Raw genomic sequence first — 21,444 nt, 5'->3', positions numbered from 1 at the left:
CCGAGCGGACCGCCGGCCGGCGGTCAGTGGCGGCCCGGCGTGAAGACCAGCCGCCGGTCGGCAGGTGAGTAACCGCTGAGGGTCACGGTCGGGCCGTGACTCGGCAGGGACGGGTCGGGGAAGTCGGCCGGCACCGGCTGCCGGCCCTCGGGACGGCGGTCCACCGTCGGGAACTCCACCGGGAAGGGCGCGCCCGACTCGATCAACCGCTGGTAGAACTCCAGCCATCGCGTGTTGTCGAAGCTCACGGCGGCGATGACACGGCCCTGGTAGCCGTACACCCCGATGAACCGGCGCTCCGCGAGCGACCCTTGTGTGATCATGATCTGCTCGCCCAGGGACGGGACACCGACCGACTTGATGTTCACGCCGAACTGTGACGACCAGAAGGCGGGGACCCACATGTGCGGTTGCCGCTCGGCACTGGCGCTGATCATGTTGTGCGCGGCGACCTCGGCCTGGGTGACGGCGTTGCCCCAGTGCTCGAGGGACAGGAACTGGTAGTTGAACAGCGGGTGCGGGGACCGGGCCACATCACCGGCGACGAAGATGTCGTCGGTGACGATGCCCCGGAAGTCGAAAGCCCGGCAGCCCGCGTCGCAGGCGATGCCCCGGGGGCCGGCCCCGAGCCCGGACCCGGCCAGCCACTCGGTGTTGCGGGTCGCACCGAGCGAGACGATCACCACGTCCGTCTCGACCACCGTGCCGTCGGAGAGATGGGCGGCCCGCACCCGGCCCGACGAGTCACCCTCCAGGGCGGTGACCATGACACCGGTGCGCAGGTCCACGCCGTTCTCCCGGTGCAGTTCCGCGGCCACCGCGCCCACCACCCCGCCGAGGGCGCCGACCAGGGGGGCGCCCGCGCGCTCCGCCACGGTGACCGCGACGCCCTGCTCCCGGCATGCGGAGGCGATCTCCGAACCGGTGAAACCGGCGCCGATCACGAACACCCGCCGCGGCGAGGCCTTCAGCCGCCGGTGCAGGCCCGCCGCGTCGTCACGTGTGCGCAGCACGAACACCCCGTCCAGCTGCGCCTCCGACTCCTTCGGCCACGGCCTGGCGCGTACTCCGGTCGCGATCAGCAGCCGGTCGTACTCCACCTCGTCGCCGTCGGCGAGCCGGACCCGTTTGGCCGCCAGGTCGAGGCCGGTCGCCGCGACGCCGAGGCGCCACTTCGCGTCGATCTCCCGGCGCCGGGGCAACTCGGTGTGCTGCGGGGACGCCTTGCCCAGCAGGACCGCCTTGGACAGCGGCGGACGGTCGTACGGCTCGTACGGCTCGTCGCCGATCATGGTGAGCGATCCGGAGAACCCCTCGGCGCGCAGGACTTCGGCGGCCCGCAGCCCCGCCAGCGAGGCACCCACGATCACGATCCGGCCCTCGCGTCTGAGCCACTCGAGGAATGCGTCACCGTCCATGGGCCGCCTCCTGCCCGGGCTCGGCGGGCGGCTCGCCGGCGTCGTCCAGTCCGTCGGCCGTGATCGCCTGCACCGGGCAGGCAGCGACGGCGCGCGCCACCCTCTCCCGCTGCTCCTGTTCGGCGAGTGGGTTGTACACGAGCGACTCCTCGCCGTGCATGGCGAAGACATCCGGCGCGAGAAACGCGCACTGGGCATATCCCTGGCACTTGTTGAGATCGACGACAAGCCTCATCAACGTTCGGCCCCTTCGGCTGCCAGGTCCGTCGGGGCGCCGCCCGCTCGGCGGGCGCCCCGACGGACGGCGGTCATCTGCCCCCACGCCACAGCATCGAGGGCCGGACCGGGCCGCGCTCGCCAAGGCACGCCGAAGGGGTGACGGGGCACGCCGCCACCCGCTTCCGCGTCAGGACACCGCCGGGGTGCCTGGCCGGGAGCGGCGGTTCGCCACGAGGATGTGCAGGCTGATGATCAGCGACCAGGCCGGAAAGACCAGCTCCGACCAGGGCACGTTCGTCGCGACGAAGAGCAGCGTGAGTGCGGTGAGGAGACCCAGCAGGGTCAGCGGGCGCGGCAGGACCCCCAGGCGGTGCCCGATCGTGGACATGGAGGCCGCGAAGACCGCAGCCATCCGCATCGCGTATCCCGTCATCAGCGTGTACGCGAAGTGGCGGCCGAAGTCCCAGGTGGGCGGGCCGGGTGGGCTGCCGGACGGGTTGGCGGTGGCCAGCACGCCATCGGCGGCGGCCGCCGCCCCGAACATGGTGGCCACGAAGACCAGCCCGCTGCCGAGGAGCACCGTGGCGAGGAACTTGTCCTCGGCGTCGCCGACATGGGTCCGAATGACGCCGAGGAACCAGAGGAAGAAGATGCCGGCGAACGGTACGAGCGCGAGTGCCGCCCGCACCGCTTCGCGCCGCGCGGAGTCGGTGAATCCCTGAGGGGGGACCGCTTCGGCGCCCTCGGGGATCCCCAGCCGGATCAGGATGATCGCCGCCGCGAGGAGCAGCGCGAAGACGACTCCTGCCAGCCCGGCGGCCCGCGGAGTCTGCAGCACCTGCCGCGTGGGCCCCGTTCTCGACATGCACGGCTCGCTTCCACTCGGCGGCTCCTGGCACCAGCAAGCCGCCGCACGGGGAGCGCCGCCACCGGAAGGCGGCCGAACGGCAGGGGACCGTCACGAGGTACGTCGCAGGACCGGTCGTGCCTCGGCGCGGTGCCCCGCCTGCGGGCCTGCCCGGCGCCGTGCCCGTCCCGTCGACCGGGCAGGACGCCGCCAGGAGGTGTCCGCCGATGCCCGCCGGGCGGGCGCCGCGTCTCGTCGGAGACCGCCTAGTCGCCGGTCGTCCGGCACTCCGGGTGGCCCCAGCCCTGGGCGTTCCTGGCGATGGGGTCGCCCGCCGCATAGGAGCGTCCGCAGACGCAGCGGCCCGGGAACTTCGCCTTGATCGTGCGGCTGGAGGTGCGTTTCCTCGCGGGCGTGCCGCGGCGGCCCGGTGCGGAGGCGACCGGGTCGGGCGACGGTGGCGGCTCCGGCGAGCCGTGGTTGCTTCCCGCCTGCTCCTGGAGGGTGGCCGCCTGGCTTGCGGCGCGGTCCGCGAAGTCGTTGAGGGGGTCGCCGCCGACCTGGTGTGCGGGGACGTAGCGGAACTCGACCTCACGGCCGTCGAGCAGCTCGTCGATGTGCGCGACCAGTTCCTGGTTGGCGACGGGCTTGCCGGCGGCGGTCTTCCAGCCGTTGCGCTTCCAGTTGGGCAGCCAGGTCGTGACGGCCTTCATCGCGTACTGGGAGTCCATCCGGATCTCCAGCGGGACATCCCGGGCGACGGCGGTCAACAGGCGTTCCAGCGCCGTGAGTTCGGCGACGTTGTTGGTCGTCGTGCCCAGCGGGCCGGCCTCCCAGCGGCCGGGGACCTCGTCGTGGTCGGCGACCACCCAGGCCCATCCGGCAGGTCCCGGGTTTCCCTTCGAAGCCCCGTCGCAGGCGGCCACAACACGTTCAGCCATGCCCCCGATCATGCCACGGTCCTGCCACCGCTCCGGGCCCGGGGCACGAAGCCCCTTGCCGGGCGGCCCGCGGGCCGGGGCGATGGCGGATTCCGCCGGTCAGGACACGTCCGTCGACTTCGGCATCTCGCCCTGCGTGGTGGTGACGTCGATGACCGAGAAGTTGGCACCCTGCGGGTCGCTCAGCGCGGCGAACCGGCCGAACGGGCTGTCCAACGGCCCGAACCGCAGGACACCGCCCTGTTTCGTGGCCCGCTCCACGGCCGCGTCGCAGTTGTCGACGGCGAAGTACACGTTGATGTACGGCGGGACCTCGGGCGGGAAGTCGTCCGTCATCTTCATGCGGCCGAGCACGGGGCCCCCGTCCAGCTCGAAGATGCGGAAGTCGACAGCCGCGTCGTCGATCTGCTTGGCGCGGTAGGGGAAGACGGCGGGGAAGAACGCGTCGGATTTCTCCGGTTCGCGGGTGAAGACCTCGGCCCAGCAGTACGCACCGGGCACGCCCCTGGCCTCGAAGCCCTCGTGGGTGCCCGCCTGCCAGAGGCCGAAGACGGCACCGCTCGGGTCACGCGCCAGGGTCATGGTGCCGAAGTCGCCGACCTGCATCGGCTCCATCAGCACCTCGCCGCCGTTGTCCCTGATCTTCCGTGCGGTCGCGGCGGAATCCGGCGAGGCGAAGTACAGGCACCAGGCCGAATGCCCCTCCTGCCCGGGCATGGGCGGTACGACGGCGGCGACCGCCTTGCCGTCCGCGTACGCCTGCGTGTAGTTGCCGTACTCGGCCGAGGACTCGCCGAACGTCCAGCCGAGGACATCGCCGTAGAAGCGCTTGGCCCCCTCGAGATCGCTGAACATCGCGTCGGCCCAACAGGGTGTTCCTTCGGGTTGTACCGCCATGGCATTCGACCTTCCCCGATCGACAGCTGGGGTTGCGCTCCTCACGCTAGCCAGGCCCGGACCGCGCCGCGCGCCGAACCGTGGTCCTGTCCGACACTGGAGCGAGGGGGTCGTGGACGGGAGACGGGGCACAGACGATGCGCGCATGGGTGGTGGAGCGGCCGGGGCCCCTCGAGCGGGAGCCCCTGCGGTTCGTGGAACGGCCGGTTCCGGTGCCGGGGCGCGGCGAGCTGCTGGTACGGGTGCGGGCTTGCGGTGTGTGCCGCACGGATCTGCACGTTGCCGAGGGCGACCTGCCGGTGCGCCTGCCGGGGGTCGTGCCCGGGCACGAGGTCGTGGGCGTGGTGGCGGAGGCCGGTCCCACAGTGAGCGGATGGGCGGTCGGCGACCGGGTGGGGGTGGCGTGGCTGCGCCGCACGGACGGCACGTGCCGGTACTGCGTGCGCGGGGCCGAGAATCTGTGCCCGGGCTCCGAGTACACCGGCTGGGACGCCGACGGCGGCTACGCGGAGTACACGACCGTACCCGCCGACTTCGCCTACCGGCTGCCCTCGGATGTGGACGACGTCGCGCTGGCGCCGCTGCTGTGCGCGGGCATCATCGGTTATCGCGCGCTGCTGCGGACGTCGCTGCCGCCTGGCGGGCGCCTCGGGCTCTACGGGTTCGGCGGCAGCGCCCATCTGTGCGCCCAGGTCGCCCTGGCACAGGGCGCCACCGTGCACGTCCTGACACGGGACGAGGCGTCGCGGCGGCTCGCGCTGGACCTGGGGTGCGCGTCGGCGGGCGGCGCCTACGACCAGCCGCCGGAGCCGCTGGACGGGGCGATCCTGTTCGCGCCTGCCGGCGATCTCGTGCCGGTGGCCCTGCGGGCGCTGGACCGGGGTGGAGTGCTGACGGTCGCGGGCATCCACCTGAGCGACGTTCCGTCGCTGCGCTACGAGAGCGAGTTGTTCTACGAGAAGCAACTGCGCAGCGTCACCTCGAACACGCGGGAGAACGGCCGGGAGTTCCTCGGCCTCGTGGCCCGGTACGGTGTGCGGGCCACGACGCACGGCTATCCGTTGTCCCAGGCGCATCGGGCCCTCGGCGATCTGAGGGCGGGCCGCTTCGAAGGGGCGGCGGTGCTGGTGAACGATCTCTGACGGGGTCGGTGCCGCGCTGGTGCGGCCGGGGCTGTTGAATGCGTGGGTGGACTCTGAGACGGGTGGTCGCGGAGGTGACGCGGTGGGCGCTGAGGACTCTGCGGACCTGCCGTACGGCGCGGAGGACGCTCTCGAGTCGATCGGTACGACGCTCGACGAGCAGACGACGTGCGAGGAGTTGGCCGCATACGTCTGCCGCCGTGTGTGCGACGCCGCAGCCGTGGACCTGCTGCCCGAGGAGGCCCCGTCCGCGCCGTCGGCCGCCGAGGCGGGTCTGGAGCGGGTGGCGGCGGGCGGCCTTGCCGAACTGCTCGAACCGTGGAGCGCGAACGGCGCCCGCTCCCTGTACCTGCAGGCGCTGGAGAAGGGGCATCCGGTCACGGCGTCCATGGACCTGCCCGGGCGTGTTCCGCGCCAGGTCATGACCGTGCCACTGCAGACGCACGAGCGGTCGTACGGGGTGCTGGTGGCGGTGCGGCAGGGTCCGCCGTTCACGGACCGGGAGACCTCCCTGGTGCAGTTCGCTGCCCGGCTGGCGGCCGTTCACCTGGGGCACGCGCAGCAGTACACGGCCGTGCGCGGCACGGTGTTCCGCCTCCAGCGGGCGCTGCTGACCGAACCGGGACGGCCGCATCCGAACCTGGACCTCGCCACGCGCTATCTGCCCGCGGGCGGAGGGGCCTTGGTGGGCGGGGACTGGTTCGAGACGGTGCGGTTGCACTACGGGCGGACCCTGCTGGTGCTGGGCGACGTCATGGGGCACGGGCTGGACGCGGCGGTCGACATGACCGCATACCGCTCGATGCTGCGGTATGTCGCCTCCACGGACCTGCCGCCGCACCGCGTGCTGCGTCGGCTGGACGCCGCCGTCGCCGAGAACGGCACCCGGCGTCCGGCCACCTGTCTGCTGGTCCGGGTCGACCCGACGCGGCGCAGGGCGTCGCTGGCCAGCGCCGGCCATCTGCCGCCCGCCCTGTTCGGTGGGGACGGGACGGGCGAACTGCTGGACGTGCCGGTGGGACCCCCGCTCGGGACGGGAGTCGGCGGTTATGAACTGGCAACGCGGGAGCTGACGACCGACGACACGCTGCTGATGTTCACGGACGGGCTCGTGGAGCGCCGTGAGGAGGACATCGACGTCTCGCTGGCCCGGCTGGCCGGGCTGCGGCTGCCGCCGGGGGCGGGCGTCGACGAACTGCTCACGGACGTCCTCACCCGTCTCGACGCCGACCATGCGGAGGACGACGTCGCGGTTCTGGCCGCGCGCATCCACTCACGCCACGAGGGGTGAGCAGCCGCCGGCCGGGGGCCGAGCTCAGGGGGTGGGCAGGCCCAGGACACGGATGATCGTGCGCAGGACGCCGTTCTCGGTGTTGGGCGGTGCCAGGTAGCGGGCCCGCCGGATCACCTCCGGGTGGGCGTTGGTCATGGCGAAGGACCACTCGGCGGTGTCGAGCATCTCGAGGTCGTTGAGATAGTCGCCGAACACCATCGTCTGCGCGGGCGTGATGCCGAGGTCGCGCTGGAGCCCGCGTATGGCGGCGCCCTTGTTGGCGGTGGGATTCATGATGTCGACCCAGTGCTCGCCCGAGACGACGACCTGGTGGGTGGCTGCGAAGGGCTCCAGGGCGGGAGCCGTGGTCCGTTCCGCGGTTCCGAAGTCGAAGACGGCCACCTTGAGGAACTCGTCGTCGACCGCGGTCAGGTCCTCGACCGGCCGCAGCCGGGCGTAGTACTTCCTGGCCTCGGTCAGAAAGGCGTCGTCGGCTCGCTCCACATAGGCGGACCTCTTCCCGCACAGGACCGCTCCCACGTCCACACCGTCGGCCGCGAGCCGCCGGGTGGTCGCGACGACGCGGGCGGCCGTCGGGGCGTCCAGGGGGTCGGAGCTGAGCTCCACGCCGTCGCGCACCACGTAGGTGCCGTTCTCGGCGACGAAGACCATGCCGTCGCCCGCCTCGGCGAACTGCCGCTCCAGGGTGGCGCACTGGCGGCCGCTGGCCGGGCTGAACAGCACGCCGCGCCGGCGCAGTTCGGCGAGGAGCGGCCACAGCCCCTCGGGGATCCGTCCGGTGGCGTCGAGGAGCGTGCCGTCCATGTCGGTGACGACGAGCCGGACGTCGACGGGGCCGCCGGGAAGCTCAGGGGTGGTCACGAGGCACGAGGGTGGGGCGGACATGTCCTGCTTTCCATGGGACGACGGGTGGGCCAGGGGCCTCGGCGAACAGCCCTCCCGGGTAAGGGGAGTCGCAGGACGATCACGCCAGGTCGGCGGCGCACAGCCGAGTCGTTGTCTCGCCCCGGGCTCAATGGTAAGGGAACCTGCCTTACCCATAGGCGGGCGCCTTTGCCGATCGGCCTCGCCGCCTCCCGCACGGACGTTCCGCCACACCGTCGCGCCGACGCTCACGGGTGAGAAGCAACAGTCGGGCGCGACCACGGGTTCGAGTGCGGGGTGAGAGTGAAGCGGCCCGGTCCTGCCCGGCCCTGGATCCGACGACCGCCGGGGCCACGGGCCTGCCCTGTCGCTGAATCGCTCAACCAACTACCAAGTCTCAACAAGCAGTTCAATGAAATGATGGAAGGAAGCGGCAGGGATCACCACCGGAGAGGAAGGCTCGTAGATGAAGTTCGTTCTCGAAGTCGGCATGGGAGAGACGGGCTGGGACGGCAACGCCGCCAAGGAGTTGGGGCGGATCCTGCGGTACTGGGGCGGGAACCTCGATCACTACGATTTGAAACCCGGCGACGAGTCGGTCGTATACGACTCGAAGTACCGCGAAGTGGGGCGCTGGTCGATCACGTCCGAATGATTGCGGGGTCGGCCGGACGGCCCCACTCCGTCCGGCCGACCCCGCTGCGGGATCACTCGGTGTTCCGCGTCAGGGCTCGCACTCCCCAGCCACGAGCCCCCGTTCGACGCTCGCGGACACCGCGCATCCCGGTCCTCAGAACGTGAAGACGGCGGTCCCGTAGGAGTCCTTCACGCACGAGTTCGCAAAGGTGCGCTCGTAGTCGACGCGCTTGCCCTGCCAGACGCCCTGGACCGTGACGACCACGGGGTCCCACAGCCTGGTACATAGGACGCCCTCCCTGGCCCTCAGGGCATTGAAGTCGCCTCCGACGGCGCGCAGGTCGGCGCAGGCCTCGACGGCGGCGGGGTGGCTGCCGGAGGGGGTCGGGGCGCAGTTCAGCGTGACCGCACGCTCGGGCGTGACGGTCGCGGCCGTCTGGCCGTGGCCCACGGTCATGACCAGGGCCGAGGGGGCGTAGAGAGAGGCGGGCGCGGGGCTGGGGGCGGCGAGGGCGGACCCGGTGAGGGGGCCGCAGACGGCGGTGGCAGTCAGGGTGAGGGTCGCTGCCCAGCGCGCGGTGTTCGGCATTGTGTGCATCCTTCCGCTCGTATCGGAGTGACGTTTCGGCTCCGGCCGTATGTGGGCCCGGAGACCGTCCCGTCGAGTGCCGGTTCGGCGTGCCGGAGTCTGCCGAGTCCGGGCGGGAAACTCACATCGACCCCATGGGTTTCGGTAACTTTGAGTGTTGAAACAGTGGCGTGAAGTTACGGAATTCGAACGTCCGGACCCCGCTCCTGCACGGGCGCCGGTCACTCGGCGCATCCACCTGGCTGGATTGGCACGCCTCTGCAATAGGCCTGAAACATTCCGCTTGCGGCTTCGGGCAAGCGCTCTCTTCCGCTCACGGCATACACCGCGGCAGGCCCTTGCTTTTGGCCCTGGCGGGCGTAATCGTCATTACATGATTACCGCAGAGCAACGTGAGAAGCTGCGCGGCTGGTTCGCCGGCCGACTGCCCGACGATCTGTTCGAGAGCCTGCTGGAGGTCACGGTCGACCGGGAGGAGATCACCGTCGTCGGCCGTATCCCCGAGCCGCGGCTTGCCGAGGACGCCCCGCCCGCCGAGAGGGAGGCGGCTGTCAGGGCCCGTATCCAGGAGTTCCGCGAGCGCACCCGTCAGGACCGGGTCGAGGTGGCGCGTGAGGCCGAGCACCGGTTCGAGCGGAAGGTCTCCTGGGGCGTGGAGTGCGGCGGGGAGCGGGCCCTGTTCACGCACGTCGCGGCGCCCGTGATGACCCGGCTGCGCCAGCCCGAGCGTCAGGTCCTCGACACGCTCATCGCGGGCGGTGTGGCCCGCAGCCGGAGCGAGGCGCTGGCCTGGTGCGTACGCCTGGTGCAGAAGCACACCGACGACTGGCTCAGCGAGCTGCGCGAGTCACTGGAACATGTGCAGCGCGTCCGGTCCCAGGGACCGGACGCCGAGCCCCGGGACACGACGACGGAGTGACCGCGCCAGAGCCTTGGACACGCAAGGGGCGCCGGGCACGGCCACGGGGGCCCAGGACGCCGAGCCCCCGGGCACGACGGCCGAGTGACCGCGCCCGGGGGCCTTGGGCGCGGGCATGGGCGGGGGCGCCGGGCACGGGCGCGCGGCGTTACGGGGCGCCGGGCACGGGCACAGGGCAGCGAGCGCGGACACGGGCGTAGGACGCTCCATGCCGGGCACAGGGCACCGAACAACCCGGCACGGAAAGCCACGCCCGGTACGGAACGCCGGGCGCCGGTCACGGCCGCCGGGCGGTCGGTGGGCCGGTGACCGTGACGCGTGCGGCACGCAGCAGCCGGTCACCCACCCGGTATCCGGGGCTCAGGATCTCGCCGCAGGTCAGACGGTCGGCGTTCGGGGACACGACGTGTGTCACCGCCTCGTGCCACAGCGGGTCGAAGGCCTCGCCCTCCGCTCCGAACGACTCCAGTCCGAGGGAGGCCAGCTGCGTCTCCAGCACGTCGGCAACGGCCTTGAGACCGGGCGTCATGGCCTCCAGCCGACGGGCTCCCTCGACGGCGTCCAGGACGGGCAGCAGCGCCCGCAGAACGTTCTCCATGGCAACCTCGCGGACCGCCATACGGTCGCGCCGCACCTGCTTGCGGTAGTTGTCGTACTCGGCCTTCACCCGCTTAAGGTCGGCGGTGCGCTCGTCGAGCAGACGCCGCAGTTCCTTGGTCTGCGGGCGAACCGGGTTCATGGCCGGCCCGCCTGTGACGAGTCGTCGTCCACGATCTCGGCGTCCACGACGTCCTCGTCGGACCGGTTGCCGCCGCTCGCCGCGCCCGGCTCCGACGCCGTGCCGGGCTCGGTGCGCGCCTGCCCGTACAGGGCGCTGCCGATCTTCTGGGCCGCGGCGGAGGCCTTGTCCACGGCCTGCCGGATCTGTGCGGTGTCCTCGCCCTTGAGTGTCTCCTTCAGCTCGGCGACGGCACCCTCCGTCTCGCTTCTCACATCGCCCGGAATCCTGTCCCCGTTCTCCCTGATGAGCCGCTCGGTCTGGTAGACGAGCTGTTCGGCCTGGTTGCGGGTCTCGGCGGCCTCGCGTCGCTTGCGGTCGTCCTCGGCGTGCTGCTCCGCCTCGCGGACCATGCGGTCGATGTCGTTCTTCGGCAACGCGGAGCCGCCGGTGACGGTCATCTTCTGCTCCTTGCCGGTGCCGAGGTCCTTCGCCGTGACGTGCATGATGCCGTTGGCGTCGATGTCGAAGGACACCTCGATCTGCGGGACGCCACGCGGCGCCGGCGGCAGACCGGTCAGCTCGAACATGCCGAGCTTCTTGTTGTACGCCGCGATCTCGCGCTCGCCCTGGTAGACCTGGATCTGCACGGACGGCTGGTTGTCCTCGGCCGTGGTGAAGATCTCCGAGCGCTTGGTCGGGATCGTGGTGTTGCGCTCGATGAGCTTGGTCATGATGCCGCCCTTGGTCTCGATGCCGAGGGACAGCGGGGTCACGTCGAGGAGCAGGACGTCCTTGACCTCGCCCTTGAGGACACCGGCCTGGAGCGAGGCGCCGACGGCGACGACCTCGTCCGGGTTCACACCCTTGTGCGGCTCCTTGCCGGTGAGTTCCCGCACCAGGTCCGTCACCGCGGGCATACGCGTCGAACCGCCCACCAGGATCACATGGTGGATGTCGGACAGCTTGATCCCGGCGTCCTTGACCGCCTGGTGGAACGGCGTCCTGCAGCGCTCCAGCAGGTCGGCCGTCAACTGCTGGAACTGGGCGCGGGTCAGTTTCTCGTCGAGATGCAGCGGGCCCTCGGCCGAGGCCGTGACATAGGGCAGGTTGATGGTCGTCTCGGACGAGCTCGACAGCTCGATCTTCGCCTTCTCGGCGGCTTCGCGCAGCCGCTGCACCGCCATCTTGTCCTTGGACAGGTCGACGCCGTAGGCGTTCTTGAACTGTTTGACCAGGTGGTCGACGATCCGCTGGTCCCAGTCGTCGCCGCCGAGGTGGGTGTCCCCGTTGGTCGCCTTGACCTCGATGACGCCCTCGCCCATCTCGAGCAGGGACACGTCGAACGTGCCGCCACCGAGGTCGAAGACGAGCACCGTCTGCTCGTTCTCCTTGTCGAGGCCGTACGCCAGGGCGGCCGCCGTCGGCTCGTTGATGATCCGCAGGACGTTCAGACCGGCGATCTCCCCGGCCTCCTTGGTGGCCTGCCGCTGCGCGTCGTCGAAATACGCGGGCACGGTGATCACCGCGTCGGAGACGTCCTCGCCCAGGTAGGCCTCCGCGTCCCGCTTCAGCTTCTGCAGCACGCGTGCGGAGATCTCCTGCGCGGTGTACGTCTTGCCGTCGATGCCGCCGCTGTCCGGGAAGCGCCACCCCTGGTCGCCCATGTGGCGCTTGACCGAGCGCGCGGTGCGCTCGACGTTCGTCACCGCCTGCCGCTTGGCGACCTCGCCGACGAGCACCTCGCCGTTCTTGGCGAAGGCGACGACCGACGGCGTGGTCCGGCCGCCTTCGGTGTTGGTGATGACGGTGGGCTCGCCGCCCTCGAGGACCGAGACCACCGAGTTCGTGGTCCCGAGGTCGATACCGACAGGACGTGCCATGGAGCTCCCTCCTCGTCCCTGGTTGTCCCTCACTGCCGTTCGGCCCTCCCCACCTCCACCGTCCCACTTCCCCGGCGACCTGGCCTTTCGTGCACCGCGCGGCACCGCGGGTCTCCTCGTCCGCACCGTCGCCGGGCAGGCGCCGAAGTACGTCGATCCGGCCGCCCCCGACTTCGTCGGCGGACTGCTCGCATCGGCTGTTTTGGCCGAACCCTGTGCAGTCCGACTCCATGTTTGCCACGATGATCATCACCTGCACCACTCCGTGGATGGGCGTGATGATGCTCGGCTTCTACACCGGGCGCGGCTGGTACGACCCGGACGCGCTTCAGGTCTTCGACTGCCGTCGGCGCGGTGGCCGTTACCGGTTCACGCACTGCTGGAACGGGCGGGGCATGACCGCCTGGTGGGTCTCGGCGGTGGTCGGCGTGCTGTTCACCGACATCCCCGGCCAGTTCGTCGGCCCCCTCGGCGATCGGGCGCACGGCGTCGGCATCGGCCTGCCGCTCTCGCCGGCGGTCACCGCGGTCCTCCTCCTGGCGCTGCTGCGGATCTTCCCCGAGCCGCGCGCGGCCTACGGTCCGCGGGGCGCGCGGCCGGCCCGTACGGTCAAGGCGCCGGTGCCCCCGATCACCGGACCGGGCGCCGGGCCGGACGGCGCCCCCGCCGCGCTCGTGGGCGAGGGCGGCTGATGGAGTCCTGGCTCGATCTGTCGGTGCCCGTGGTCACCGGGATGCCCGTGTGTCCCGGTGACCCGCAGGTCGAGGTGGAGCGGGCGCTGCGGGTGGCCACGGACGGGGTGAACGTCCTGTCCCTGCACATGGGTTCGCAGTCGGGGACGCATGTGGACGCGCCGTATCACGTGAACTCGGCGTGGCCCGCGCTGGACGAGCTGCCGCTGGAGCGGTTCGCGGGTCCGGCGGTGGTGGCGGACGTACGGGGCCTGTCGGCGAGGACGGCGATCACGCCCGAACTGCTGGCGCCCGCCCTGAGCCTGCTGCGGCTGCAGCCGGGCGCGATCCTGCTCGTGGCCACGGGCTGGTCGGCGTACTGGGGCACCGACGCCTACCTGGCCCACCCCTGGCTGACCCCGGAGGCCATGCAGACGGTGGTCAACGCGAGCGTCCGCACGATCGGCGTGGACGCACTCAGCGTGGATCCGGCCGGAGATCCCGATCTGCCCGCCCATCGCGTGCTGTGCAGCACGAGCGGCGTGATCGCCGAGAACCTCACCGGCCTCGACCGCGTCCTCGCCGCCCAGCGGGCCGGACGCCCCGTGGAGGTGTTCCTGTTCCCGCTGCACCTGCCCGGCGCGGACGGCGCCCCGGTCCGGGCCGTGGCCCGTGTAGGCGGCCCCGCGGGGTACGCGTAGCCCGGTCGGAAACCGCTGGGGAGACCCGGCTCAGGTCCTGATCGTGCGGGCGATGTCCAGCGTCAGGCGCTGCCAGGGGTCACGCGGGTCGCGGGACGTGAGGGCGTTGATACGGCGCAGACGGTAGCGCAACGACTGCGGGTGCAGATGGAGCGCGCGGGCCGCGGCGGTCGCCGAGCCCGCGTCGACGTACGCGGTCAGCGCCTCCAGCAGATGGCGCTGTTCCGGGTCGGTGAGCGGGCCGAGGACCAGGCGGGCGATGTGGTCGGCGGTGGCGGCCGGGTGCCCGGCGAGCAGCGCCAGCACGTGTGCGTCCGCGTCCGTGAGGATCCGGCCGGGCCGGTGGGCGTGGGCAGGCGCGGTGTCGAGGGCGTCCGCGGCGAGCCGGTGCGCGACGGCGATCCGGTCCAGCCCCTCCCCCGTGATCGCGCAGCCCCGCCAGGCCCGCTCGCCGAGGAGGTCCGCCACGCGGCCGACCGCCGTCGCGGGCAACAGCAGGACGGCACGGGAGCCTCGTACCGTCGACAGCGACGTACCGCCGTCGCCGAGCGCCGCGAGGAGTCCGGCGGCGGCCTCGTACGACATGTCGGGGCCGCCTCCGTTCGTCGGCTCAGCCACCAACAGGCAGTACGGGTCCGGGAGATGGACGCCCAGCCGGGCCGAGCGGTCGGTCAGCGCGCCCACCGAGGCGTGCCGGCCGGCGATCAGATCGTCGAGCAGCAGCCGTAGCGCCCGGTCCCGGTCCCCGGCAAGGTCTTCGGTGGTCGCCGCGTACGCCGTGGCCATCTCCTCCGACAGAGTGTCCAGGGCCGTCAGCAGCGTCCGGGCGAGGGCCAAGCCGTCTTCGGCCGTGAGGCCGGGCGCTCGGGCGGCGACCTCGTCGGTGAGGACGGTCGCCGCCACCCGGTAGGCCCGCAGCACCGCCTGGACTGGCCGGCCGTCGGCCGCGCGGGCCGCGGCGATGCCGCGGAACCTGCGCAGGTCGGCGCGCGACAGCGTGCCGTCGTTGGCCCAGAGGTGGAGCAACCGGTCCATGCCCCAGGCGGCGATGGCCCGCACCTCCGGCAGCCGGCTGTCGTCGAGCGCGGCGTACACGGGCACCTGCTCGTGGACGGCGGCCACGACCGCCTCCACCACATGGGGGTCGGCGACGACCTCGTCGCGGACCCGGATCCTGGAACGCCGGGGCGGGTTTGTCACAGGGTGATGATCCCAGCCGCGCGATGTGCGCACCACGGTGGACGGCTCTTGTCACGGTCGCAAGGATCGTCGGCGTACGGCGCGGTCTCAGGGACGAGAGGCGGGAGGTACGGGATGGCGAAGCACTGGGCGGACTTCCAGTACGAGATCTACCTGAACGGAATGACGGGCGCCGTGCCGCGGCTGCCCACCGATCTGACGCGGCTGGAGGAACTCGCCGAGGGGCGGCTCGGGCCCGGCCCGGTCGGCTATGTGGCGGGCAGCGCGGGCAACGGCAGCACCGCCCGGGCGAACCGGGCCGCGCTGGAGCGGCGCCGGATCGTGCCGCGCATGCTGCGGGACGTCCACGAACGCGACCTTTCGGTGGAGTTGCTGGGGCGTCGGCTGCCCGCCCCACTGGCCCTGGCGCCGGTCGGGGTCCTGTCGATCATGCATCCGGACGCGGAGTCGGCCGCGGCCCGGGCCGCGGCGGCGCAGGGAATCCCGTACATCCTGTCCTCGGCCTCCAGCACGCCGATGGAGCAGGTGGCGGAGGCGTCGGGCGACGGGGAACGCTGGTTCCAGCTGTACTGGGCCAAGGACCGCGAGGTCACGCGGAGCTTCCTGACCCGGGCGAAGGCGGCCGGGTTCACCGCACTGTTCGTCACGCTCGACACACCGCTGCTGGCGTGGCGGCCTCGCGACCTCGACCAGGCGTACCTGCCCTTCCTGCACGGGGTGGGCACCGCGAACTACTTTTCCGATCCGGCGTTCCAGGCGGGCCTGGCGAAGCCGGTGCACGAGGATCCCAACGCCGCGGTGCTGCATTTCGTCGGCATGTTCGCGGATCCGGGCAAGACCTGGCCGGATCTGGCGTTCCTGCGGGAGAACTGGGACGGGCCGATCGTGCTGAAGGGCGTGCTGCATCCGGACGACGCCCGCCGGGCGGTCGACGCGGGCATGGACGGCGTGGTGGTCTCCAACCACGGTGGCCGGCAGGTGGCCGGTTCCGTGGCGGCGGCGGACGCGCTGCCGCGGGTGGCGGAGGCGGTCGGGGACCGGCTCACCGTGCTGTTCGACAGCGGGATCCGCACCGGCGACGACCTGTTCAAGGCGCTCGCGCTGGGCGCGCGTGCGGGCCTCTTGGGACGGCCGTACGCGTACGGGCTCGGGCTCGACGGGCAGGCGGGCGTCGAACACGTCATCCGCTGTCTGCTGGCCGAGTTCGATCTGACGCTCGCGCTGTCCGGACACGCCCGCCCCGCAACCGTCGGCGCCGCCGACCTGATCGAGGAGACCGCATGACCGGAACCAAGAACGTCCTGGCCGTGGTCTCGCCACACGTCGGTGGGCGCCGGGCGGGCGCCGCGCTCGCCACCGTCTTCCCGGGACAGGCCGACGTCACCGTGGTGGAGAGAACCGACGAGGATCCGGCGGCGCTGCGCGCGGCGCACGTCATCGTCACCGGGCTGGGCCCGGTCACCGCCGAACACATCGCCGCCGCACCGGAGCTGGAGCTCATCCAGTGCGCGAGCCACGGCTTCGACTACGTCGACGTGGACGCGGCCCGCGCCCGCAACGTGCCCGTGTGCAACATCGGGTCCAGCGGTGCCGAGAAGCAGAACGTGGCCGAGCAGACCTTCGCGCTGATGCTCGCCCTGGCCAAACAGCTGGTACCGGCGCACACCGCGCTCGTCGACGCCGACTGGGCGCTGCCGCGGCTGCAGCAGTCGATCACCGAACTGTCCGGCAAGACACTCGGCATCGTGGGACTGGGCCACATCGGCGAGGAGGTCGCGCGTCGGGGGGTCGCCTTCGACATGACGGTCCTGTACACGGGGCCCCAGCGCGTGGACGCGGAGACGGAAGCGCGTCTCGGCGGCGCCCGGTACGTCGGTCTCGACGAACTGCTGCGCACCGCGGACTACGTGTCGCTGCACGCGCCGCTCACCGACGCGACCCGGCATCTGCTCGACGCCGGGCGCCTTGCGCTCCTGAAGCCCACCGCCTTCGTGATCAACACCGCGCGGGGCGCCCTGATCGACCAGGACGCCCTGGCGGACGCACTGGAGCGCGGCGCGCTGGCCGGGGCGGGGATCGACGTCTTCGACCCCGAACCGCCCACCCCGGCCCTCAGGTTGCTGCAGGCGCCGAACGTGGTGCTGTCCCCCCACGTCGCCGGTGTCACCCGCGAGACCCTGGTGCGGATCGCCCTCGCAGCGGTCGGGAACGCGGGAGACTTCCTGGCCGGCAACGAGCTGCGGGACATGGTTTCCTGACACCCACCGCACGGAGAACCACCTGACGACCCATCAGAGACGGATCCCGGGCAGCACGTCCGGCGGCCGGGTCGGCAGGGGCGGGGAGGGAGCGGGGCGGCGACCGTCCCGCTTGTCCCGGACGGCGAGGGCGCGATCCTGGTGGGCCCGGGCCGGGGGCGCCGACGGCGTGGGGCGAGCCTCCGGCGGCTCGCGGCCCGGTGGGGCGGGAGAGGTCGCGGCGGGGGACGGCTGGGTGCCGGCAGGCGTGGTCGACGGCTCGTCCGTTCCGGAGATCGACATTGACTGGGGTTCGGCCGACTCTCCGTCGGTCGCCCAGCGCTGGTCGTCGGAGCCGTCGCGGACCTTGACGACGATGTCGGCGTCCTGGTCGGTGCGCGCGGGAGTGACGGCGAGGTCGTCGCTCCGCCGCGGCAGCAACTCGCCCTGCACCGTGAGGTCGTAGCGGACGTCGCCGGCGTCCGGCCGGCCGGCGCCGACGCACCCGGCGAGCCTGACGACCCCGTCGGTGGCGTGGGAGTCGAGGCACAGCCCCGGATCGGCGACGCTGCGCAGCAGGCCGTCGCTCTCGTAGGACCACTGCTGGGTCCACGTGGACGAGCACCCCGCGAGCCGGGTACCCGCGCCGGTCCGCACCGTGCCGCGGATGTCGAGGCAGAGGCCGGCCGCGACGTTGCGCAGTCTCGTCTGCTGCGGGGCGGCGGGAAGACCTGCGGTGCCGGGCGGCGAGGCCGTGGCGGGCGGTACCTGGGAGCCGGACCCGGGCGAGAGGGTCGTACGGCCGCCGCTCGCGCTGGTGGAGGCGACCGGCTGGGCGCCGTCGTCGTCCGAGCACAGCTTCGTGACGAGGAGTGTGGCGAGCACAGCCGCCGTGGCGATGCCGACGCCCGCCAGCAGCGCCCTGGTGCTCCACTCCCCCGCCAGGACACGGCGGCCGAGCGTGGGCACCCCGGAGATCAGCCGGTGGCGCCCGCCGCCGCCCGCGCGTCCGAGGCCGGTGCCGGATCCGCCTCGGGCGCGGGCGGTGTACGGGGTGCGGCCGGGCCGGGAGTCGAGATAGCGCCGGGCGCCCCAGCCGAGGACGGCTTCCGCGAGTATTCCGCCGAGGCCGCCCTCGAAATGGCTCAGTTGCTCGGCGGCGAAACGGCAGTGGCGGCACTGCAGGAGATGCCGTTGCACATCGGGCAGCAGGGAGCCGCCTCGTCTGATCGGGACGTCGAGGAGCCGGTTGTGGAAGCGGCATTCGTCGGTCGGAGCAAGTTCCAGGTGGGCGCGAACACAACCTGCCCGGAATTGTTCGCGCGCCTGTTCAAGAGCGGCTCCGGCGGTCCCGGAGTCCATGCCCAGCAGAACAGCCGGGACGGATATCTGCTCGGCCTCGACCTCGGTGTGCCACAGCAGACACCGGGCCAGGCCGGGCAGAGCGTGGAAAGAGCGTTCGGCCAGGCTCCGGCTTTCGGGCGTCAGGGACTTCGCGGCGCGCATACCGCGGCCTCCCGCGGGTTTCCTCAGCTCCGGAAGTGCGCCGGATATCCGGTCCTCCGTGGACCACTCCCTGACCGTGTCGCGTACAGCGACCAGCAGCCGGGGCCGCAGTGCCGCCGTGGAACCCGAGCGCAGGAGGTCGCCGAAGACCCGGTGGAAGGCGGTGGCGGCGACCATCGAGGCGACGTTCGCCGAGGATGCGAGACAGATGACCGCATATTCGTAAGCGGGCTGCCAGTGCCGCGCCATCAGTAGCGCGACGGGCTGGGTGGCCTCGCCCGCAGGCCGGCCTCGGAGCCGGGCGGCAAGGCTCTCGTCGGGTTCCCCGGGGGCGATGCCGGGACGAGGGGGATAGGGCGGATGCGGGGGGTGGGGGGTGTGCACTGAGCGGATTTCCTTCCAAGGCGCAAGGAGGCACACGGAGTTCTGACCCAATGGAGCGCGCCGACGAGCCCGGAATGGCGATCCGGCCATTCGGGAGTCGGCTCATGCCCATGCTCAGGAAAGTCACCTTGGCACATGTCACTGACGGCGAACAAGGCACTTGAACAACATCGGCACCAAGCGAAGGCAAGTCGGCTTACCGACGCCAACTTCGCACATTCGTAAAGGGTTTCGACATTCCATGCGCCCCGTGTGAACCGTGCGCGCGCAGGGGTCGCGTGCGCACGCTCCCGGCCCGCGGATCTCCGTAGTCCACTGGGAAGCGGCCGTCTCCTCGGGGCCCGCGCGGAGCGGCGGCTCTCGCGCGCGAACGGGCCGCCGACCCGATCCTCCCGCCCTCGGTCGGCGGCCCCCGGGGCGGCCGGCCGGGGGCACGGGGAGGTCCTCTACCGGGAGGTCATATCTGCCAGGACCGCAGCCGGTCCGCGGCGCCGTAGACGTCGGTCCTGCCGGAGATCAGATCGCGCGCGAGGTCGACCAGCGCACCGTACGGCGGGTCGATGCCGACGCCACTGACGAACATGTACGCGACCGCGGTGGCACATGCGAAGCGCGCGTTGGCCGACGGCAGCGGCTTGAGCAGCGCCAGCGTGTGCAGCAGGGCGGCGGCGCGCCACGCCGGATCGGAATCCACGCCGAGGCGCGGAGGGTCCACCCGGTGGCGGGCGACGGCGGCGACCAACGCGGAGAAGTCGTTGATCACGGGCTGGTCGGGCAGAACCTCTTCGTGGCGCTGGAGCAGCCAGGGCACGTCGATATGGAGGACGGAGGCCATCGGTCAGGCGCCCCGCTCCTCATCCCGGACAGACGGTTCGTCCTCGGGGAAGGCGGCCGCGAACTCGTCCGCATGCGCCGCGAAGAACCTGCGGAACGCCTCGGCACCCTCCTGAAGCGCCCGGTGCCGCGCGATGTCGGCCGCCGCGGCCTCGCGCACCAGGGCCTTCATCGACGTGCCCCGTTCCTTGGCGATCTGCCGCAGGTCCTCCAGCTCGCGATCACTGAACTCCACGTTGAGGGCTGGCATGCCCCTCACCGTACCGCGCAGGTACTTACTCGTAAATACGACCAGGTCAGAAGAGAGTGAGAGCGGTACCGGAAGGTGTCCAGCCATATGGCACGAGCCCCGCGAGGGAGCCGCTGGTCGCATGGAAGGTGATCGGGCCCCCGGGGTGTCGGGGACCACCACGCCGTGCGTATCGACGACCTCGGCGGACACGAGGACGAACGACCGGCCGCCGACGGCCGGGGACGAGCGGTCCGGTGCGAGGCGAAGGGCGTGCGCGGCCCCGGCGGTGCACAGGACACCGGTGGCGACGGCCTTGCCGCCCCGTCGCGCCACCGCCTTCGACTCGCACGCGGCCACGCGCCCGGCGTCAGGGCGGCGTCCGGGTGGGTGTCAGCGTCCGCCTCCCTGGGCGCCATACGGCCCCCGGCCCCCGTACCCGCCGTCTCCCCAGCCACCGTATCCGCCGCGGCCTGCGGATCCGCCGCCCCGGCCGCCCGGCGTGCAGTACGGGCAGGTGCCCGGTGCCGGTGAGGAGGGCCGTCCCGTCGCCCGGGCGGGCCCCGACGGGGCGGGGGCCGGCCGGGGCGTGGTCCTGGCGGCCGGGGACCGCCGGGTGCTGCGCGACGGCGAAGCCGTCGGCTCCGCCTCGGCGCCCCAGTTGACCGTCTGCATCCGCACGGCGTTGGAGGTGTCGGCGGCCCAGCGCTGGGTGTCGTCCTCCGTGCGCGGCTTGAGCACCAGTCCCGCGTTCGGCGCGGACGAAGCCGGGGTGAGAGCCAGGTCGCGGTTCGAGCGCGGGACGAACGCTCCCTGGCGAGTGAAGTCGTAGCGGACGTCCTTCGTCCCGGACGTCGACCGGCCCGCGCACGCGGCCAGTTGGACCGAGTAGCCGAGATGGGAGTCGAGACACAGACCGGGGGCGGCGACGCTGCGCAGCAGTCCGTCGGCCCGGTAGGCCCACTGCTGGGTCACGGACGAGGTGCAGGGGACGAGTACGGCCTCCGTGCCCACGACCGCCGTCTTCGCATTGAGGCCGATGCACAGGCCGCTGTCGTGGTTGCGCAGCCGGCCCTCGAAGGCGCCGGTGGGCACGTCGGCGGCGGCGCCGATCCACGACGGTGTCCCGAAGCCGTTCGTCGTCCCCGGGGTTGGCTCACCGGGGGCTTTGCCCGCCCCGGTCATGGTGCTTCCGCCGGACCGGGTGCCGGACCACACCGCGAGCGGTACGAGGGCGAGCGCGCCGACCGCCGCCGCGGCCAGGGCGAGCTGCCGGCGGTGCGCCGGGCGTCGGCGGGCCCTGTGCGCGGCGCCG

At 72.1% G+C, this 21,444-nt stretch carries 21 protein-coding genes and 2 pseudogenes; 8 read left to right on the top strand and 15 right to left on the bottom strand.

Features of this window, described 5'->3' with window-relative positions; all coding sequences use genetic code 11:
* Positions 1-23 precede the first annotated feature (23 nt).
* The 5 genes from AAW14_RS03995 to AAW14_RS03975 all read right to left on the bottom strand — a co-directional run bounded on the left by AAW14_RS03995 (position 24) and on the right by AAW14_RS03975 (position 4,322).
* Entirely contained in the window at positions 24-1,418 is a 1,395-nt protein-coding gene (locus AAW14_RS03995) for an NAD(P)/FAD-dependent oxidoreductase (protein WP_265559945.1), read from the bottom strand.
* Complete coding sequence (locus AAW14_RS03990) at positions 1,408-1,653, bottom strand: ferredoxin (protein ID WP_265559943.1); 246 nt, start codon at positions 1,651-1,653, stop codon at positions 1,408-1,410. Before AAW14_RS03990 ends, AAW14_RS03995 begins: the two co-directional genes overlap by 11 nt.
* 171 nt (positions 1,654-1,824) lie before the next feature.
* Positions 1,825-2,502 (bottom strand): hypothetical protein, encoded by a 678-nt coding sequence (locus tag AAW14_RS03985; protein ID WP_265559941.1) that lies wholly within the window; start codon positions 2,500-2,502, stop codon positions 1,825-1,827.
* A 248-nt stretch (positions 2,503-2,750) separates the two neighbouring features.
* On the bottom strand, positions 2,751-3,437 hold the full coding sequence (locus AAW14_RS03980; protein WP_265559939.1) for a ribonuclease H family protein: 687 nt from the start codon (positions 3,435-3,437) through the stop codon (positions 2,751-2,753).
* 87 nt (positions 3,438-3,524) lie between these two features.
* Complete coding sequence (locus AAW14_RS03975) at positions 3,525-4,322, bottom strand: VOC family protein (RefSeq protein ID WP_265559937.1); 798 nt, start codon at positions 4,320-4,322, stop codon at positions 3,525-3,527.
* A gap of 137 nt (positions 4,323-4,459) precedes the next feature.
* Between AAW14_RS03975 and AAW14_RS03970 the strand changes: the two genes are divergently transcribed.
* Both AAW14_RS03970 and AAW14_RS03965 read left to right on the top strand, forming a co-directional pair.
* Entirely contained in the window at positions 4,460-5,464 is a 1,005-nt protein-coding gene (locus AAW14_RS03970) for a zinc-binding alcohol dehydrogenase family protein (RefSeq protein WP_265559935.1), read from the top strand.
* Positions 5,465-5,546: 82 nt separating this feature from the next.
* A complete protein-coding gene (locus AAW14_RS03965) occupies positions 5,547-6,755 on the top strand; it encodes a SpoIIE family protein phosphatase (RefSeq protein ID WP_265559933.1) in 1,209 nt (402 codons plus the stop codon).
* Positions 6,756-6,779: 24 nt separating this feature from the next.
* Here the strand turns inward: AAW14_RS03965 and AAW14_RS03960 are convergent, their stop codons facing one another.
* Complete coding sequence (locus AAW14_RS03960; RefSeq protein ID WP_265559931.1) at positions 6,780-7,643, bottom strand: Cof-type HAD-IIB family hydrolase; 864 nt, start codon at positions 7,641-7,643, stop codon at positions 6,780-6,782.
* Between the two features lie 445 nt (positions 7,644-8,088).
* On the opposite strand from AAW14_RS03960, the gene AAW14_RS03955 reads away from it, so the two are divergent.
* Positions 8,089-8,277, top strand: coding sequence for a hypothetical protein (locus tag AAW14_RS03955; protein WP_265559929.1), 189 nt, complete (start codon positions 8,089-8,091; stop codon positions 8,275-8,277).
* Positions 8,278-8,412: 135 nt separating this feature from the next.
* On the opposite strand, the gene AAW14_RS03950 is transcribed toward AAW14_RS03955, so the two are convergent.
* A complete protein-coding gene (locus tag AAW14_RS03950) occupies positions 8,413-8,847 on the bottom strand; it encodes a protease inhibitor (RefSeq protein WP_265559927.1) in 435 nt (144 codons plus the stop codon).
* 373 nt (positions 8,848-9,220) lie between these two features.
* Here AAW14_RS03950 and AAW14_RS03945 point away from each other — a divergent pair, with 373 nt between their 5' ends.
* The gene (locus AAW14_RS03945) at positions 9,221-9,766 is read left to right on the top strand and encodes a hypothetical protein (RefSeq protein ID WP_265559925.1); all 546 of its coding nucleotides are present in this window, start codon (positions 9,221-9,223) and stop codon (positions 9,764-9,766) included.
* Positions 9,767-10,043: 277 nt separating this feature from the next.
* Here AAW14_RS03945 and grpE read toward each other — a convergent pair whose 3' ends face one another.
* Both grpE and dnaK read right to left on the bottom strand, forming a co-directional pair.
* Positions 10,044-10,505, bottom strand: coding sequence for a nucleotide exchange factor GrpE (gene grpE, locus AAW14_RS03940; RefSeq protein WP_265559923.1), 462 nt, complete (start codon positions 10,503-10,505; stop codon positions 10,044-10,046).
* Positions 10,502-12,367, bottom strand: coding sequence for a molecular chaperone DnaK (dnaK, locus tag AAW14_RS03935; RefSeq protein WP_265559921.1), 1,866 nt, complete (start codon positions 12,365-12,367; stop codon positions 10,502-10,504). Before dnaK ends, grpE begins: the two co-directional genes overlap by 4 nt.
* A gap of 127 nt (positions 12,368-12,494) precedes the next feature.
* Here dnaK and AAW14_RS03930 point away from each other — a divergent pair.
* Together AAW14_RS03930 and AAW14_RS03925 are read left to right on the top strand one after the other, a co-directional pair.
* A pseudogene (locus AAW14_RS03930) lies at positions 12,495-13,059 on the top strand (cytosine permease); the annotation flags it as partial.
* A complete protein-coding gene (locus AAW14_RS03925; RefSeq protein ID WP_265559920.1) occupies positions 13,059-13,739 on the top strand; it encodes a cyclase family protein in 681 nt (226 codons plus the stop codon). The pseudogene AAW14_RS03930 and the gene AAW14_RS03925, both read left to right, overlap by 1 nt.
* A 30-nt stretch (positions 13,740-13,769) precedes the next feature.
* Here AAW14_RS03925 and AAW14_RS03920 read toward each other — a convergent pair whose 3' ends face one another.
* Positions 13,770-14,939, bottom strand: a complete 1,170-nt coding sequence (locus tag AAW14_RS03920; RefSeq protein WP_265559918.1) for a PucR family transcriptional regulator — start codon at positions 14,937-14,939, stop codon at positions 13,770-13,772.
* Positions 14,940-15,053: 114 nt separating this feature from the next.
* Here AAW14_RS03920 and AAW14_RS03915 point away from each other — a divergent pair, with 114 nt between their 5' ends.
* Both AAW14_RS03915 and AAW14_RS03910 read left to right on the top strand, forming a co-directional pair.
* Positions 15,054-16,223: a lactate 2-monooxygenase gene (locus tag AAW14_RS03915; protein WP_265559916.1), complete on the top strand. Its 1,170-nt coding sequence runs from the start codon at positions 15,054-15,056 to the stop codon at positions 16,221-16,223.
* Complete coding sequence (locus tag AAW14_RS03910) at positions 16,220-17,197, top strand: 2-hydroxyacid dehydrogenase (RefSeq protein WP_265559913.1); 978 nt, start codon at positions 16,220-16,222, stop codon at positions 17,195-17,197. The genes AAW14_RS03915 and AAW14_RS03910 overlap by 4 nt, the downstream gene beginning before the upstream one ends.
* 33 nt (positions 17,198-17,230) lie before the next feature.
* Here AAW14_RS03910 and AAW14_RS03905 read toward each other — a convergent pair whose 3' ends face one another.
* The 5 genes and pseudogenes from AAW14_RS03905 to AAW14_RS03885 form a co-directional block, all read right to left on the bottom strand.
* Positions 17,231-19,066 (bottom strand): RICIN domain-containing protein, encoded by a 1,836-nt coding sequence (locus AAW14_RS03905; RefSeq protein WP_265559911.1) that lies wholly within the window; start codon positions 19,064-19,066, stop codon positions 17,231-17,233.
* 457 nt (positions 19,067-19,523) lie between these two features.
* A complete protein-coding gene (locus tag AAW14_RS03900) occupies positions 19,524-19,901 on the bottom strand; it encodes a toxin Doc (RefSeq protein ID WP_265559910.1) in 378 nt (125 codons plus the stop codon).
* Between the two features lie 3 nt (positions 19,902-19,904).
* On the bottom strand, positions 19,905-20,150 hold the full coding sequence (locus AAW14_RS03895; protein ID WP_265559909.1) for a hypothetical protein: 246 nt from the start codon (positions 20,148-20,150) through the stop codon (positions 19,905-19,907).
* Between the two features lie 94 nt (positions 20,151-20,244).
* Positions 20,245-20,477 (bottom strand): annotated as a pseudogene (locus tag AAW14_RS03890) (hypothetical protein); the annotation flags it as partial.
* Between the two features lie 45 nt (positions 20,478-20,522).
* Positions 20,523-21,444: RICIN domain-containing protein (locus AAW14_RS03885; protein ID WP_265559907.1), on the bottom strand; the 922-nt coding region annotated here is incomplete at its 5' end.

The sequence above is a fragment of the Streptomyces hygroscopicus genome, from assembly GCF_026168105.1.
Lineage (GTDB): Bacteria > Actinomycetota > Actinomycetes > Streptomycetales > Streptomycetaceae > Streptomyces > Streptomyces hygroscopicus_D.
This window is presented reverse-complemented; position numbering and strand designations above follow the sequence as displayed.

Bases quoted from the DNA above. Each gene is read 5' to 3' on its own strand.
- AAW14_RS03985 (WP_265559941.1), bottom strand. From the start codon at position 2,502: ATGTCGAGAACGGGGCCCACGCGGCAGGTGCTGCAGACTCCGCGGGCC.
- AAW14_RS03910 (WP_265559913.1), top strand. From the start codon at position 16,220: ATGACCGGAACCAAGAACGTCCTGGCCGTGGTCTCGCCACACGTCGGT.
- AAW14_RS03995 (WP_265559945.1), bottom strand. From the start codon at position 1,418: ATGGACGGTGACGCATTCCTCGAGTGGCTCAGACGCGAGGGCCGGATC.
- AAW14_RS03990 (WP_265559943.1), bottom strand. From the start codon at position 1,653: ATGAGGCTTGTCGTCGATCTCAACAAGTGCCAGGGATATGCCCAGTGC.
- dnaK (WP_265559921.1), bottom strand. From the start codon at position 12,367: ATGGCACGTCCTGTCGGTATCGACCTCGGGACCACGAACTCGGTGGTC.
- AAW14_RS03955 (WP_265559929.1), top strand. From the start codon at position 8,089: ATGAAGTTCGTTCTCGAAGTCGGCATGGGAGAGACGGGCTGGGACGGC.
- AAW14_RS03950 (WP_265559927.1), bottom strand. From the start codon at position 8,847: ATGCCGAACACCGCGCGCTGGGCAGCGACCCTCACCCTGACTGCCACC.
- AAW14_RS03945 (WP_265559925.1), top strand. From the start codon at position 9,221: ATGATTACCGCAGAGCAACGTGAGAAGCTGCGCGGCTGGTTCGCCGGC.
- AAW14_RS03960 (WP_265559931.1), bottom strand. From the start codon at position 7,643: ATGTCCGCCCCACCCTCGTGCCTCGTGACCACCCCTGAGCTTCCCGGC.
- AAW14_RS03970 (WP_265559935.1), top strand. From the start codon at position 4,460: ATGCGCGCATGGGTGGTGGAGCGGCCGGGGCCCCTCGAGCGGGAGCCC.
- grpE (WP_265559923.1), bottom strand. From the start codon at position 10,505: ATGAACCCGGTTCGCCCGCAGACCAAGGAACTGCGGCGTCTGCTCGAC.
- AAW14_RS03915 (WP_265559916.1), top strand. From the start codon at position 15,054: ATGGCGAAGCACTGGGCGGACTTCCAGTACGAGATCTACCTGAACGGA.
- AAW14_RS03980 (WP_265559939.1), bottom strand. From the start codon at position 3,437: ATGATCGGGGGCATGGCTGAACGTGTTGTGGCCGCCTGCGACGGGGCT.
- AAW14_RS03895 (WP_265559909.1), bottom strand. From the start codon at position 20,150: ATGCCAGCCCTCAACGTGGAGTTCAGTGATCGCGAGCTGGAGGACCTG.
- AAW14_RS03900 (WP_265559910.1), bottom strand. From the start codon at position 19,901: ATGGCCTCCGTCCTCCATATCGACGTGCCCTGGCTGCTCCAGCGCCAC.
- AAW14_RS03925 (WP_265559920.1), top strand. From the start codon at position 13,059: ATGGAGTCCTGGCTCGATCTGTCGGTGCCCGTGGTCACCGGGATGCCC.
- AAW14_RS03975 (WP_265559937.1), bottom strand. From the start codon at position 4,322: ATGGCGGTACAACCCGAAGGAACACCCTGTTGGGCCGACGCGATGTTC.